Raw genomic sequence first — 13,809 nt, forward strand, 5'->3', positions numbered from 1 at the left:
AATATAAAATTAATACATTAAATATTATTCAAGCTCCACTTTAGTTGCTCCTGCTTCAATAAGTTTTTGCTTGATTTTTTCTGCTTCGTCTTTAGGAACATTAGCAGTTAAATCTTTAGGTAAAGATTCAACCAACTCTTTTGCTTCTTTTAAACCCAATGTAGAATTAACTTCTCTCACAGCTTTAATAACTCCTATTTTTTTACTCGCATCAATTTCTTTAATCACAACTTTATACTCAGCTTTTTCTTGAGCAGCAGGAGCAGCAGCATTATCACTAATAGGCGCCCCAGTACCAACAGCCCCACCAAGAAAAGAACCAGCAGGCAACCCTATTTTCTCTTCTAGAACTTTTACAAGTTCAGAAGCCTCTAATAGGTTTAAAGATAATATTTTATCAACCAAATCACTTGTTACATTACTCATAATTACCACCTTACTTAACAACAAATTTATTTTTTAGAACTATAATAATCCAAAACTCTCATAAGCCTCATAGAAGATGAATTAATAGACAACGCCAATCGAGCAGGAATATCATAAGATATTAAACGCATAATTTTAACACGCAACTCATCCAAAGAAGGCAACTTAGCCAGTTTATTAACATCTTCCACTGTTAACAATTCATTTATATGAGCCGCGCAAATCACAGACATTTTTTCTTTGTTAGCATTAATAAAATCAACTATTAACTTTGCAGCTTCTACTATGCCACTAGAGTATATAATAGCAACAGAACCAGAAAATTTGCCTGATAAATAAGAAAATTTACCAGTCCTTTCCAAAGCCAAGCGCGCTAGAGTGTTTTTAACTACTAATACCCCACCTGCTATAGACTTCAGGCTATTCCTCAGAGTTAATGAATCATTAGCATTTATAGATTTAAAATTTACTAATATCAAGAAATCATTATTTACAAATACGTTTATTGTGCTCTGTATAAATTCATCCTTATTTTTACGCTTCACGGTATCACTCCCTTAAATTATATCTTCCACTTTGCTTATCTTATAAGCTTCACCCATAGTTGAATTTAAAAAAACACCCTTAAAGTAAATTCCTTTCGCAGAAATAGGTTTATTATCTTTAATTACTTTAAGAAAGGCTTTTAAATTTTCTAGCAAGTCATCAATATCAAATTTAATATTTCCTAATTTACCATGAATAACACCATTTTTATCTGTTCTAAATTTTATCTGACCAGACTTAATGGTTTTAATAGCTTCTGCAATGTTAGAAGTCACAGTACCAAATTTAGGGTTAGGCATCAGCCCTTTAGCACCCAATACTTTTGCAATAGGAGTGATTTTTGCCATAAAATCAGGAGTAGTAATGCACCAATCAACATCTAATTTTCTACCCTTTTTTATTTCTTCAACTAAATCCTCTCCTCCTGCAATATCAGCACCAGCTTTTTCAGCTTCTAATAAATGTTTATCTTGAGCGAAAACAGCTACTTTAATATTCTTCCCGATACCTTTAGGCAAAACTACTGTACCACGCACCTGCTCTTCAGATTTACGTGAATCTACGCCTAAATTGACTGCAATATCAACTGATTCATTAAATTTTGCTGAAGCAGACTCAATAATCTTCTTCAAACACTGCTTAGGATTATCATTATATGTATTCATTTACCTAACCTTCCACAACTTCTATACCCATAGATTTTGCAGTGCCTACAACCATTTTCACTGCTGAATCTTCATTATCCACTTTCATATCAACCATCTTGCACTTTGCCACTTTAATTATAGCAGACATAGGTAATTTAGCCACTAATTCTTTACCAGGATTACCAGAACTTTTACTTAATTTAGCCTCCTGCTTAAGTAAATAAGCCACAGGTGGACCGCTGACAGTAAAATCATGAGAGCGATCATCCTTTATGGAAATTCGCACTGTTACTAAATCGCCTACTTTATAATTAGCGTTAGCAGCGCTAGTAACTTTATTAAAAGCTTCACAAAACTTAGGAACAGGTATACCACGTGGACCAAGTACTGAAGCAATTTTCGGTCCTGGAATTGCTTTCCCAGCTTCCATAAGTAAGTTAATCTTAGCAACTATAACACTCATAATTAATCCTCTATTTTCTCTACTTGAGCCAGATCAAGCTCTATTATTGTCGGCTTACCTAAAATTGATACTTCCACATTAATAATTTTTTTCTCATCGTTTACCATATTTACCTTACCAGTAAAATTTTGAAAAAGACCATCATTAATTTTCACTTTTTCACCTTTTTCATAACCATAACCTAACTTCTTTGTCTCTTGAGCATTATAAAGTGCATTACACATTGAGTGAATCTCATCGTCCAAAATCACCTTTGGAATATTACCATTTTTCAAAAACCCATAAACCTTAAGAGATTTTGGTATATTATTGATAAAATTCAATACTTCATCGCATAAATTCACGTATAAAAAGACATAACCAGGAAAGCATTTCCTTCGTGTAGCAATTTTCTTAGATTTCAACTCTACTTCACTTAGCTCTTCATATGGAATAAAAACTTCCTTAAAGTGACCATTAACACTCAATCTCATAGAATTTTCCAATATATGTTGGCGCACTTTCTCTTCACAATTGGAAGCAACTCTCAAAATATACCATTTATATCTATTAAATTCTTTACACTTTAAACTTATCTCATCATCTGAAATCATCTCAAAATCACCAGATTCGCCACTGCAGAATCCAGGCGTTTGATTCAAAATATTTTTGCTTTCATCACATAGATGCATATATACATACACTTCACATAACTCTTTTATATCAGACTTTGAATTACATACCGTTTGATAAGGAATAAACACTTCCTTAAAATAAACAGCATTACTTACCAATTCACGTATATTTTGCTCATATCCATAATCAACTCTAATGATATACCATTTATATTCACATTCCATAAATAATTCCAAATAAAGCCTTAATTACGTAAAGAGACATAAAATCCACAAAACAGAAGAAAATCGAAAAGCATAATATAACAATCATCACAACAAATAGAGATGACAACACCTCCTGTTTCTTTACCCAAGCAATTCTTCGTATTTCTTGCTTTATATCATAGAAAAAAACACACAAACTTTTTAACATTTTCACCACAACATTAATGCAGGAGCGATAGGAATTGAACCTACAACCTCTGGTTTTGGAGACCAGCGCTCTACCAATTGAGCTACACTCCTATAACTCAAACTCTCACTCCAAAATTTCAGAAACAACACCAGAACCAACAGTTCTACCGCCTTCTCTTATCGCAAAACGCAATCCCTTATCCATTGCTATCGGTACTTGCAATTCTACTTCTACACTCACATTATCTCCTGGCATTACCATCTCCTTCCCATCTAGCAATTTTATGCTCCCAGTTACATCCGTTGTCCTTAAATAAAACTGTGGCTGGTAATTCGCAAAAAATGGTGTATGCCTTCCTCCTTCCTCTTGCTTTAATATATAAACCTCCGCCCTAAACTTTCTATGCGGCGTTATCGTCCCCGGTTTTGCTAATACTTGCCCTCTCTCCACTTCTTCTCTTTTTGTTCCTCTTAACAATATTCCTACATTGAGTCCTGCACTCCCCTTATCCAGCAACTTCTTAAACATTTCTACACCTGTGCATATCGTCTTTTGCGTCGCTTTCAGACCTATTATCTCTATCTCTTCTCCCGTCTTTATCTCTCCCTTCTCTATCCTTCCTGTTACCACCGTTCCTCGCCCCGATATCGAAAATACATCCTCGATTGGCAATAAAAATGGTAAATCCACAGGCCTTGGTGGAACTGCCACATACTCATCTAACTTTTCCATCAATTTATCTATTGATTTCTTTCCATATTCGCTACTGTCATCCTCCAGCGCTTTCAATGCAGACCCCACTACCACAGGCACTTCATCCCCTGGAAATCCGTATTTATTCAGCAATTCCCTCACTTCCATTTCTACCAAATCTATCATATCAGCATCAGCAACATCAGCTTTATTTATATACACCACGATATATCCAACACCTACCTGCTTCGCTAGCAATATATGCTCTCTCGTTTGTGGCATTGGCCCATCAACCCCCGACACTACCAATATCGCCGCATCCATCTGTGCTGCACCTACTATCATGTTCTTTACATAGTCAGCATGTCCAGGACAATCAACGTGTGCATAATGCCTTTTTTCCGTCTGATACTCAACATGCGCTGTTGCTATCGTTATCCCCCTTTTCCTTTCTTCTGGCGCCTTATCTATCTGATCGTACGCTACAAAATTTCCATAATGCTTTGTTATCGCCGCTGTTAACGTTGTCTTCCCATGATCCACATGTCCTATTGTTCCCACATTTACATGCGGCTTTCCAAATGCTTCCACTACTGCTGTCATAATTATTACCCTTAATTATACTTTAACTTTAACTCATCAACCACATATTGTGGTACTTGTTCATAATAAGAAAAATGCATACTATACTGAGCTCTTCCCTGAGATATAGAACGCAAAACATTTATATAACCAAACATATTCGCAAGAGGTACGAAAGCAAGAATTATAGTGCTACTATTATGCGTTTCCATACTTGAAACTTGCCCCCTTCTGCTATTTACATCGCCCATGATATCGCCCATATACTCTTCAGGCGTAATGATTTCAACTTTCATTATAGGTTCTAACATTTTTGGACCAGCTTTGTTTGCCATCTCTTTAAAAGCACCTTTAGCAGCAAGTTCAAAAGCTAAAGGACTAGAATCAACTTCATGGAAAGCACCATCAATAAGGGTAGCCTTAAAATCAATAACCGGAAAACCAGAGATCATGCCTCCTTCTTTTATCAACTCTAAACCATTTTGTACACCAGGAATATATTCTTTTGGAATTGCACCACCTACAATTTTACTTTCAAATTGAAACCCAGAACCAGGCTCAAGAGGTTCAAATATAATCTTTACTTTTGCAAATTGGCCAGCACCGCCGGACTGTTTTTTATGAGTATAATCAATTTCAACAGATTTAGTGATAGTTTCACGATATGCAACTTGAGGCGCACCGACGTTAGCTTCAACGTTAAACTCGCGCTTCATTCTATCAACAATAATCTCAAGATGCAGCTCACCCATGCCTTTCAATATAGTCTGTCCACTCTCCGCATTTACTGACATTCTTAAAGAAGGATCTTCTGCAACCAATCTATTTAAAGCAACACCTAATTTTTCCTGATCTGAAGTAGTTTTAGGTTCCACAGCAATTTCAATAACAGGCTCAGGAAATTCCATACGCTCTAATAATATAGGAAAATCAGGTGAACATAAAGTGTCACCAGTAATTGTTCTCTTTAATCCAACTAAGGCAACTATATCGCCAACTTTAGCTTCGTTTATATCTTCTCTGTTATTTGCATGCATAAGCAGCATTCTGCCAATTCCTTCAGTCTCATTTTTTCCCGCATTTAACACAGCGGATTTGGATTTTAACTTACCGGAATAAATACGAATAAACGTCAAGCTGCCTACAAACTTATCCGTCATCACTTTAAACGCAAGAGCAACGAATTTCTCTTTTTCTGAAGGTTTGATCTCAATTTTCTTTTCTGAATCTTTAGGATCAGTTCCAACAATTACATCAACATCAATAGGAGAAGGTAAAAAGTCAACCACACCATCTAAAAGTGGTTGTACGCCTTTATTTTTAAAAGCTGATCCACATAATACAGGAACAAATTTTCCTTTGATGGTTCCATTTCTCACGCATTTTTTCAGTAAATCTACTGGCAGATCATTAGACTCAAAGTAAGTATTCATCGCTTCATCATCCATCTCAGCTGCAGCATCTAATAAAAGATTTCGATATTCTTGAGCCTTGTCAAGCAAATCAGAAGGAATATCTTCATAAGAAAATTTAGCACCCAACGTTTCTTCTTGCCATATAATAGCTTTCATAGAAATAAGGTCAATTATACCTTTGAAATCTTTCTCACTTCCTATTGGCAGCTGAATGACTAAAGGTGCTGCACCAAGCTTCGTCTTTATCATATCAACACATCGATAAAAATTTGCCCCTATTCTATCCATCTTATTAACAAAGCAGATACGAGGAACGCTATATTTATCAGCTTGACGCCAAACTGTTTCAGATTGAGGTTCAACTCCAGCAACTCCATCAAATACAGCAACTGCACCATCCAAAACCCTTAAAGATCTCTCAACTTCAATAGTGAAATCAACGTGACCTGGAGTGTCTATTATATTGACCCTATGATCATTCCAAAAACATGTTGTTGCAGCAGATGTGATTGTAATACCACGCTCTTTTTCCTGCTCCATCCAATCCATAGAAGCTGCCCCATCGTGCACTTCACCAATTCTATTTTGCTTACCAGTATAAAATAAAATACGCTCTGTTGTGGTAGTCTTACCAGCATCTATGTGAGCCATTATTCCTATATTTCTGTATTTAGATATCCCAATTTGCATATCACAATTAATTAGCTAACATTAAAAACGAAGATGAGAAAATGCCTTATTAGCCTCAGCCATTTTATATTTTTCTTCGCACATCTTAAACGCACCACCGCGTTTATTATAAGCATCCAGTATTTCAGATTGCAAACAATCAACAGTGGTTTTTCCACTCTTTTTTCGAGCAGCAGAAGTTGCTTTAGCAATCCACCTTAACGCTAAAGAAATCGCTCTATCTTGTCGAACTTCAACAGGCACTTGATAAGTTGCACCACCAATGCGTCGAGAACGCACTTCTATAGAAGGAGTAACATTTCCTACCGCTGTTTCAAAAATTGATAACCCACCTTCGCCTATTTTCTTTTCAGCTAAAGACAAAGCGTAATAGATAATCTTTTCTGCAGTAGATTTTTTACCACATTTCATGATTGTATTAATGAAACGCATCAGCAAAACACTGCCATAACGCGAATCAGGACTTATTTCTCTTTTTTTTGCTTTATTCCGACGAGCCATAAATTTTAACCAGATTTCTTTACACCATATTTTGAACGAGCTTTCTTTCGATTTTGCACGCCACGCAGATCAAGGGCACCTCTTATTATGTGATAACGCACACCTGGCAAATCTTTAACCCGCCCACCACGTATCAAAACAACAGAATGCTCTTGTAAATTATGACCTTCACCAGGTATATAAGCTGTCACTTCACCATACCCACTAATTTTTACTCTGGCTACTTTACGGAGTGCTGAGTTAGGCTTCCTAGGAGTTGTAGTATACACCTTAGTGCAAACACCCCTCCTTTGAGGGTTGCTTTCTCCCAAAGCTGGTACCTTTTTCTTATGGGTCAATCCTAATCTACCCTTACGTATTAATTGATTTATCGTAGGCATATGTTATAAATTCAAGCTCATTAAAATAACTAAGTTTTTAGTTATAAAATAATAAACCTCAATAGTCAATATAAAAATAAACATTACTACTCTAATAATTAAGCTCAACTGCTTTGAAAGCCATCAGTAGACTTCTTGCACTACCTCCCAAGCCACAATTGTCATTCAGTAGAAACGAAAAACTTCCTTGACAAACTCCGCCAGCCCCCTTATTATGACAATAAGGGTATTTATGACTCAAAACTTATTTTTGACCTGCAGGCTCAATGACAAAATTCAGTAAAAAACTTAGGGTATTTTTTGGCGGATTACATAAAATTATAGCGGCTGCATGTCTTTTTTATTTTTTCTACATTCAGCCAAATCGCGCTTATTTTAAGCGTTAGCACATTATTACAGCGCCACTTACAGTAATATAGAGTCAAAACTCGCTACTCGGGGCTTCTCTTGCCTTTTTTTTTATTTGGTAAATTTCTTAAATATTTATAACTAAACGACAACCGTCATCCCTGTAAAGGTCAAGTATCCCGCTACGTGTTAGCGGCTAAGAGATACCGCGAATGAATCGCGGTATGACGGTTCGTGGCGGTATGACGGTTCGCGGTGGCATGACGATAACCTCGTCATCCCGCTGCTTGTTAGCGGGATCTATGCTAAGAGATACCGCGGCGGTATGACGTAGGGGTTGCCAAGAACTTGTCATTCCAGTGCTTGACACTGGAATAGGTGTGTGTATTTGTGAAAAAAAATCTCCATGAAATTTGTGAAGCAATGTGGTGGGACTAGTGCGATTCGAACGCACGACCTTCGGATTAGGAGTCCAACGCTCTATCCTGCTGAGCTATAGTCCCGTGTTTCCTACCATTTATGTAAAGTTATAGCAAAAAATCCTTCTCTTTTCTAGATTTCTTGCATAACCAATTTATGACGACAAGAAACATTTCTGTACTTCTTGAGTATAATGCTATTATATTTAATAACATGGTTTAAGTAAGATTAATGCTAGTTAACAACATTGGTTATTTCTATAACAATCAAGACGACTTTGCTTTAAGCAATATAAACATTAAAGTAAAAAAAGGAAGTGTTGCATGTTTATTGGGGCATTCTGGCTGTGGCAAGTCAACAATTTTGAAATTAATTGCAGGGATAGAAAATCCAAAATCTGGAACTATTTTTATAAATGATAGGTTAGTTGCAAGCAATAAGGCATCAGTCGCTATAGAGCATAGAAATATCGGATTGATTTTTCAGCATTCTGCATTATTTCCTCACAAAACAGTAGTAGAAAATATAACCTTTGCTATCCGCAGCTCTTCCAAGAGAGAAAAGCACCTAATTGCATTGGAAATCTTGAAGTTACTCAATATAGAAAAATATGAAAATATGTACCCTAACGCCTTATCTGGAGGACAGCAACAATTAGTTGCAATAGCAAGAGTGATGGCACAAAACCCTGATGTTGTGTTGTTAGATGAACCATTTTCTAATTTGGATATACTGCTCAAGTGCCGAATAAGACAACATATATTGTCCCTTTTTAGAAGTAAAAATATCCCTGTGCTAATGGTAACTCATGACCCGCAAGAAGCATTGAAAGTTGCAGATTTTATCTACGTAATGAAAAATGGTAAAATTATTCAATCAGGAGTTTCTAGCGATATATACCATAGGCCTAAAGATGATACGCTAGCAAAGTTTTTTAGTGAGCTCTCCTCTACTCTATAGTTAAGCGAAAAGTTTCCACTTATTCGCTGCAAGAAAACAATCTAGTTTGGAATTGTTATAAAATAATTAAAAAACCTTGATTTATAATTAAATAAAGGTGATATAATCTATGTGTTACTTGACTTCAGTCAAGTTTTAATATTTAAAGGTCAATATTTTAAATGGAGGTGAAAATGAGTTTAGGACCATGGCAATTGTTTCTAGTCTTAATAATAATTTTAGTTCTGTTTGGTGCAGGCAGATTACCGCAAGTTATGGGTGATTTAGGAAAAGGCATCAAAAACCTTAAACAGGAGCTTAAGGACTCAGAAAAATTATCGTCTAATGAACCAGATCGTTAGCGTCCTCATACTTCGTGACACGCACTAAGGTGCGTGTTACTCACTTAAAGCATCAATTATTTTTCAATCTTTCCGCTTAAGCTGTTGCGTCTGCTTCACCTTCCTCTGAATTCATAATTTTTCTAATATTGTTAAAATGCTTTATAGAAATTTTCGCGGTCACTTTATATAGCATACAAACAAGTCTTGTAGTGAAAATTTAAAAATACAATCATTATTATTAATAAATTTTTATACATACTATACTGATAATGTAAGAGTAAATTTATTTAAATAGTGAGGTACGAAAATGAGTAAAAATAACAATCAACAATACAAAAACTATTCTGAAGATTATAATGGTAAAATAGGTATTAACACTAATGGACAAAAGTTTCAATTAATCAAAAATAACTCAAATCCTGTATACAATTATGAAGTTCGTGATATGGATGGGAATCATATATATAACATTAGAGAACAATGTATACCAAAATTCTTTAATAAGATATATAAGCCTTCAGAGTCAAAGATCTTTGACAAAGCACCAGAAACTATAGAGGAAGTATTACCAAAAGTATTTTCATTCCAAGATGAAGGTATAAAATATAATATAAGGTATGATGACATGTCATCACAAGAGAAATTCCAAATTCAAAAGGACATTTATGTTGCTTATGAAAATTTTAAAAAATTGTTTGATGTAAACAAACCTGAAACAACTTTAAATTTAGAAGTTAATGTTTTTAACAACAAGAATGATTACCAGAAATATAATGAATTAGCTGGCATTGACGCAGATAATGCTTATGGTGCAACTGATGGTAAAGCGATAGTAGTATACAAATTTGCCGGTATGGACTTTGTTTTAGGTCATGAGCTGGGCCATGTGTTCCAAAATGAGCTATTAACAAATATGAAGAATTCATTAGACCCTGAATTAGTTGGAAATTTAATCGGGAATCAAGTAGAAGAAGAAAATAAAAAAGATATAGATAGTGGACAGACAAAAGAATATAAAACTGAAGAATATGAAAATCCAGCTCATAACAAGGCATTAGAGCTTAGAGAAAGCAATGAAGATGATAAAAAAACAAATATAGTGGAGGAAGAGGAAACAGAAGGAGATACACTATATAATAACAAAGAACTCTATAGAGAAAAAAGAGAAGTGCAAAAAGAAACCACCAAGCTAGATGACAATACAGAAGAAAGTCAATCTACACAAACGAGTGAACCTGGTGTATTTTCATCTATTGCATCTATTTTTAGAAGTTTTATATCATGGATATGGGGCACAGAAGAAGAAAGTGAATCTATCGAATTATCACAGAGTTCATTGTATTCTGATCCATTAAGTGACGAAAGTCATTATTCACAGTCAGATACTAATGATATACTATAACTTTTTTTTATAGGTAGTTTAACCCTTGCGTGTAACCCAAAAAACACGCAAGGGAAAACTGTATTGCATTGATGCTGTAACAAACAACTTCATTTGCACCAACTGCAAGTATAATGACAAAATTACGATTGTACTTTAACTCTAACAATTAACAATAATAAATGTATATTGAAATACAGCAATAATTACGTTAGTTTAAAAGGAATAGTTTGATTAAAGGATAATTGTGCAAAAAAGTGAGAAACTAACTAAAGATAAAAAACTAGCTTCTGATATTCTAAAAGAGGTTGCAGATACCAATAACAATGATAGCGATAAAGTAACTTTGTTCGATATTAAAACGGCTTTGCATGAGCGCGGTTTTGGTATTTTAATAATCATCTTCTCCTTGCCACTATCGGTGCCTATACCGGTTCCACCTGGTTATACAACTATTCTTTCTATACCTTTAATCTTATTCTCACTGCAGCTTCTATTTGGATTTGATTCTCCTTGGATGCCCAGTTGGCTAGAAAGAAGGTCTTTTCAGCGTTCAACACTAGCTCTTGTGGTAGAGAAAACTTCCCCTGTATTAGAAAAAATAGAAAAATTCATGAAGCCAAGACTATCTTTCATTTTCTATGGGCCTGGTGAGAAGATTCTGGCTTTTATGATGTTGCTTTGTGCAATAATAATAGCTCTTCCATTACCTTTTACTCACTTCCTTCCTGCAATTGGCACAACTCTTATTTCACTTGGTATTATGAGTAAAGACGGGTTTCTATCCATATTGGGAGTTTTAGTGTCATTGTGTGCGTTGTTGCTTACTCTTGTTGTAATAGTCAAAGGACCACAACTTATAACCGGAGCACTTTCTCTTCTTAAAAGCTTTACAACACTTTAACAAAAGAATGAAGTACTAGCGCGAAATGAATAATGCATATTGAAATAAAACAATAATTGTGTTAAGAATTACTTTTATCAAGGGTTTTTCGTGTCACAAAATGATAAGTTGACTAAAAGTGATAAACTAGCTTCTGATATTCTAAAAGAGGTTGCAGATACCAATAACAATGATAGCGATAAAGTAACTTTGTTCGATATTAAAACAGCTTTGCATGAGCGCGGTTTTGGTATTTTAATAATCATCTTCTCCTTGCCACTATCGGTGCCTATACCGGTTCCACCTGGTTATACAACTATTCTTTCTATACCTTTAATCTTATTCTCACTGCAGCTTCTATTTGGATTTGATTCTCCTTGGATGCCCAGTTGGCTAGAAAGAAGATCTTTTCAGCGTTCAACACTAGCTCTTGTGGTGGAGAAAACTTCTCCAGCATTAAAAAAAATAGAAAAGTTCATGAAACCAAGAATGTCTTTTATTTTCTATGGGCCTGGCGAAAAAATTTTAGCTTTTGTAATGTTGCTTTGTGCATTATCAATAGCTCTTCCATTACCTCTTACCAACTTTATTCCTGCAATTGGTACGACTCTTATTTCACTTGGTATTATGAGTAAAGATGGGTTTCTATCCATATTGGGAGTTTTAATATCATTGTGCGGACTATTGCTTACTCTTGTTGTAGTAGTCAAAGGGCCACAACTTATCATTGGGGCATTTTCTTTTCTCAAAAGCTTCGTATATGGTTAGGCTTTACAACACCTTAACAAAAAAAAAGGAACTTTTTACACCAATCGATAAAGATCATGTGAAAATGTATGTTTGCGGACCAACAGTATATGACACAGCACATATAGGCAATGCACGGTCTGTTGTTGTGTATGATGTGTTATTTCAGCTACTTAAGTTTTGTTATGGCAAAGTTACCTATGTGCGTAACATAACCGACATTGATGATAAGATAATCAATGCAGCAAGTGAGAAAAATAGCAACATAGAAAGTATAACCACATATTACATTAAAGCTTTTCATGATGATATGGAAAGCATAAATTGTAAAGAGCCAACACACGAGCCAAAAGCAACGGAAAACGTAGATTATATTATAGAATTAATTGAACATTTACTGCAATCAGGCCACGCTTACGAGTCTGACAAACACGTGTATTTTAATATAGAATCTTACCATGAATATGGTGCTTTATCAGGAAAAAAAACTGATGAATTGGTTCCAGGTAGCAGAGTTGAAGTTAATGAAAATAAAAAGCACCCTGGAGATTTTGTACTGTGGAAGCCTGCAAGTGATATTGACTACAAACTTTCAAGTTATTGGGATAGCCCATGGGGAGAGGGCAGGCCTGGATGGCATATAGAATGCTCAGCAATGTCATATGCTTATCTTGGCAAAGATTTTGATATTCATGGTGGCGGCATAGATTTACAATTTCCTCACCATGAAAATGAAATTGCACAGAGTAAGTCTGCATTTGCTGGATCAATGTTTGCAAAATACTGGATACATAACGGCTTTCTTACAGTAAATGAAGAAAAAATGAGCAAGTCCTTATTTAATATAGTCAAAGTAAGAGATTTGCTAGATAGTGGAATAAAGGGTGAAGTAATACGCTATGCACTGCTCAAAACTCACTACAGAAAACCACTTGATTGGACAGAAAACGTTATTTCTGATGCACAGGAAACCTTAAATAAATTTTATCGGTTATTACGTGGCTTAGATACAACGAATATTGATGAAAGTAACGCAGAGATTTCTAAAGATTTTATAGACGCTTTAAAAAACGACTTAAACATTCCTGAAGCTCTAGCTATACTGCATGAAATGGCTGCAAAAATCAACAAAATGAGTAATGAAAGTGAAAAGCTTAAATTAACTGAGAGTTTTGTTAAGAGTGCCAGATTTATTGGTCTTCTTGAGTCAAGTTATCAAGAGTGGTTTGCTGTGGATGTAAATCATCAAGAAATAGAAAGGTTGATAGACTTAAGAAAAATTGCAAAAAAAAATAAAAATTACGATACTGCAGACAAAATAAGGGATCAGTTGAAACAAATGGGGGTTACAATTTCTGACAATGAAGATGGTACAACAACTTGGTAAACTTAT

Annotated in this window: 16 protein-coding genes and 2 tRNA genes; 6 read left to right on the forward strand and 12 right to left on the reverse strand. The window is 35.1% G+C overall.

The window, feature by feature from the left end:
* Positions 1-24 precede the first annotated feature (24 nt).
* The 12 genes from rplL to WKH12_RS01375 form a co-directional block, all read right to left on the reverse strand.
* Complete coding sequence (gene rplL, locus WKH12_RS01320) at positions 25-426, reverse strand: 50S ribosomal protein L7/L12 (protein WP_434732452.1); 402 nt, start codon at positions 424-426, stop codon at positions 25-27.
* A gap of 26 nt (positions 427-452) precedes the next feature.
* On the reverse strand, positions 453-971 hold the full coding sequence (gene rplJ, locus WKH12_RS01325; protein ID WP_253307300.1) for a 50S ribosomal protein L10: 519 nt from the start codon (positions 969-971) through the stop codon (positions 453-455).
* Between the two features lie 12 nt (positions 972-983).
* Positions 984-1,637 (reverse strand): 50S ribosomal protein L1, encoded by a 654-nt coding sequence (gene rplA, locus WKH12_RS01330; protein ID WP_182183217.1) that lies wholly within the window; start codon positions 1,635-1,637, stop codon positions 984-986.
* A 4-nt stretch (positions 1,638-1,641) separates the two neighbouring features.
* Entirely contained in the window at positions 1,642-2,082 is a 441-nt protein-coding gene (locus WKH12_RS01335; RefSeq protein WP_253307298.1) for a 50S ribosomal protein L11, read from the reverse strand.
* A 2-nt stretch (positions 2,083-2,084) separates the two neighbouring features.
* Positions 2,085-2,921 (reverse strand): transcription termination/antitermination protein NusG, encoded by an 837-nt coding sequence (nusG, locus tag WKH12_RS01340; RefSeq protein WP_434732677.1) that lies wholly within the window; start codon positions 2,919-2,921, stop codon positions 2,085-2,087.
* Complete coding sequence (gene secE, locus WKH12_RS01345; protein WP_205517846.1) at positions 2,911-3,111, reverse strand: preprotein translocase subunit SecE; 201 nt, start codon at positions 3,109-3,111, stop codon at positions 2,911-2,913. The genes nusG and secE overlap by 11 nt, the downstream gene beginning before the upstream one ends.
* 19 nt (positions 3,112-3,130) lie before the next feature.
* Positions 3,131-3,203 (reverse strand) — tRNA-Trp (locus WKH12_RS01350).
* Between the two features lie 13 nt (positions 3,204-3,216).
* The gene (gene tuf, locus WKH12_RS01355; RefSeq protein ID WP_434732453.1) at positions 3,217-4,389 is read right to left on the reverse strand and encodes an elongation factor Tu; all 1,173 of its coding nucleotides are present in this window, start codon (positions 4,387-4,389) and stop codon (positions 3,217-3,219) included.
* Between the two features lie 11 nt (positions 4,390-4,400).
* Positions 4,401-6,473 carry an elongation factor G gene (fusA, locus tag WKH12_RS01360; protein WP_434732454.1) on the reverse strand — a complete coding sequence of 691 codons (2,073 nt, stop codon included), beginning with the start codon at positions 6,471-6,473 and terminating at the stop codon, positions 4,401-4,403.
* 21 nt (positions 6,474-6,494) lie between these two features.
* A complete protein-coding gene (gene rpsG / locus WKH12_RS01365) occupies positions 6,495-6,974 on the reverse strand; it encodes a 30S ribosomal protein S7 (protein WP_434732455.1) in 480 nt (159 codons plus the stop codon).
* Between the two features lie 5 nt (positions 6,975-6,979).
* Positions 6,980-7,354, reverse strand: coding sequence for a 30S ribosomal protein S12 (gene rpsL / locus WKH12_RS01370; RefSeq protein WP_006279787.1), 375 nt, complete (start codon positions 7,352-7,354; stop codon positions 6,980-6,982).
* A gap of 774 nt (positions 7,355-8,128) precedes the next feature.
* Positions 8,129-8,205 (reverse strand) — tRNA-Arg (locus tag WKH12_RS01375).
* Positions 8,206-8,353: 148 nt separating this feature from the next.
* On the opposite strand from WKH12_RS01375, the gene WKH12_RS01380 reads away from it, so the two are divergent.
* From WKH12_RS01380 to cysS, 6 genes are all read left to right on the forward strand, one after another.
* A complete protein-coding gene (locus tag WKH12_RS01380) occupies positions 8,354-9,082 on the forward strand; it encodes an ABC transporter ATP-binding protein (protein WP_253309408.1) in 729 nt (242 codons plus the stop codon).
* Between the two features lie 173 nt (positions 9,083-9,255).
* Entirely contained in the window at positions 9,256-9,423 is a 168-nt protein-coding gene (gene tatA, locus WKH12_RS01385) for a twin-arginine translocase TatA (RefSeq protein ID WP_006013840.1), read from the forward strand.
* 289 nt (positions 9,424-9,712) lie between these two features.
* Positions 9,713-10,807, forward strand: a complete 1,095-nt coding sequence (locus tag WKH12_RS01390; protein ID WP_434732456.1) for a hypothetical protein — start codon at positions 9,713-9,715, stop codon at positions 10,805-10,807.
* Between the two features lie 226 nt (positions 10,808-11,033).
* Entirely contained in the window at positions 11,034-11,690 is a 657-nt protein-coding gene (locus WKH12_RS01395) for an exopolysaccharide biosynthesis protein (RefSeq protein WP_264735898.1), read from the forward strand.
* Positions 11,691-11,780: 90 nt separating this feature from the next.
* Positions 11,781-12,437, forward strand: a complete 657-nt coding sequence (locus WKH12_RS01400; RefSeq protein WP_341822799.1) for an exopolysaccharide biosynthesis protein — start codon at positions 11,781-11,783, stop codon at positions 12,435-12,437.
* A complete protein-coding gene (gene cysS / locus WKH12_RS01405) occupies positions 12,430-13,803 on the forward strand; it encodes a cysteine--tRNA ligase (RefSeq protein ID WP_341822798.1) in 1,374 nt (457 codons plus the stop codon). The genes WKH12_RS01400 and cysS overlap by 8 nt, the downstream gene beginning before the upstream one ends.
* Positions 13,804-13,809: the final 6 nt, after the last annotated feature.

The organism is Wolbachia endosymbiont of Zygogramma bicolorata, from assembly GCF_051130665.1.
Taxonomy (GTDB): Bacteria; Pseudomonadota; Alphaproteobacteria; order Rickettsiales; family Anaplasmataceae; genus Wolbachia.

Bases quoted from the DNA above. Each gene is read 5' to 3' on its own strand.
- rplA (WP_182183217.1), bottom strand. From the start codon at position 1,637: ATGAATACATATAATGATAATCCTAAGCAGTGTTTGAAGAAGATTATT.
- tuf (WP_434732453.1), bottom strand. From the start codon at position 4,389: ATGACAGCAGTAGTGGAAGCATTTGGAAAGCCGCATGTAAATGTGGGA.
- nusG (WP_434732677.1), bottom strand. From the start codon at position 2,921: ATGGAATGTGAATATAAATGGTATATCATTAGAGTTGATTATGGATAT.
- cysS (WP_341822798.1), top strand. From the start codon at position 12,430: ATGGTTAGGCTTTACAACACCTTAACAAAAAAAAAGGAACTTTTTACA.
- WKH12_RS01380 (WP_253309408.1), top strand. From the start codon at position 8,354: ATGCTAGTTAACAACATTGGTTATTTCTATAACAATCAAGACGACTTT.
- WKH12_RS01390 (WP_434732456.1), top strand. From the start codon at position 9,713: ATGAGTAAAAATAACAATCAACAATACAAAAACTATTCTGAAGATTAT.
- tatA (WP_006013840.1), top strand. From the start codon at position 9,256: ATGAGTTTAGGACCATGGCAATTGTTTCTAGTCTTAATAATAATTTTA.
- rplL (WP_434732452.1), bottom strand. From the start codon at position 426: ATGAGTAATGTAACAAGTGATTTGGTTGATAAAATATTATCTTTAAAC.
- fusA (WP_434732454.1), bottom strand. From the start codon at position 6,473: ATGCAAATTGGGATATCTAAATACAGAAATATAGGAATAATGGCTCAC.
- rpsL (WP_006279787.1), bottom strand. From the start codon at position 7,354: ATGCCTACGATAAATCAATTAATACGTAAGGGTAGATTAGGATTGACC.
- secE (WP_205517846.1), bottom strand. From the start codon at position 3,111: ATGTTAAAAAGTTTGTGTGTTTTTTTCTATGATATAAAGCAAGAAATA.
- WKH12_RS01335 (WP_253307298.1), bottom strand. From the start codon at position 2,082: ATGAGTGTTATAGTTGCTAAGATTAACTTACTTATGGAAGCTGGGAAA.
- rpsG (WP_434732455.1), bottom strand. From the start codon at position 6,974: ATGGCTCGTCGGAATAAAGCAAAAAAAAGAGAAATAAGTCCTGATTCG.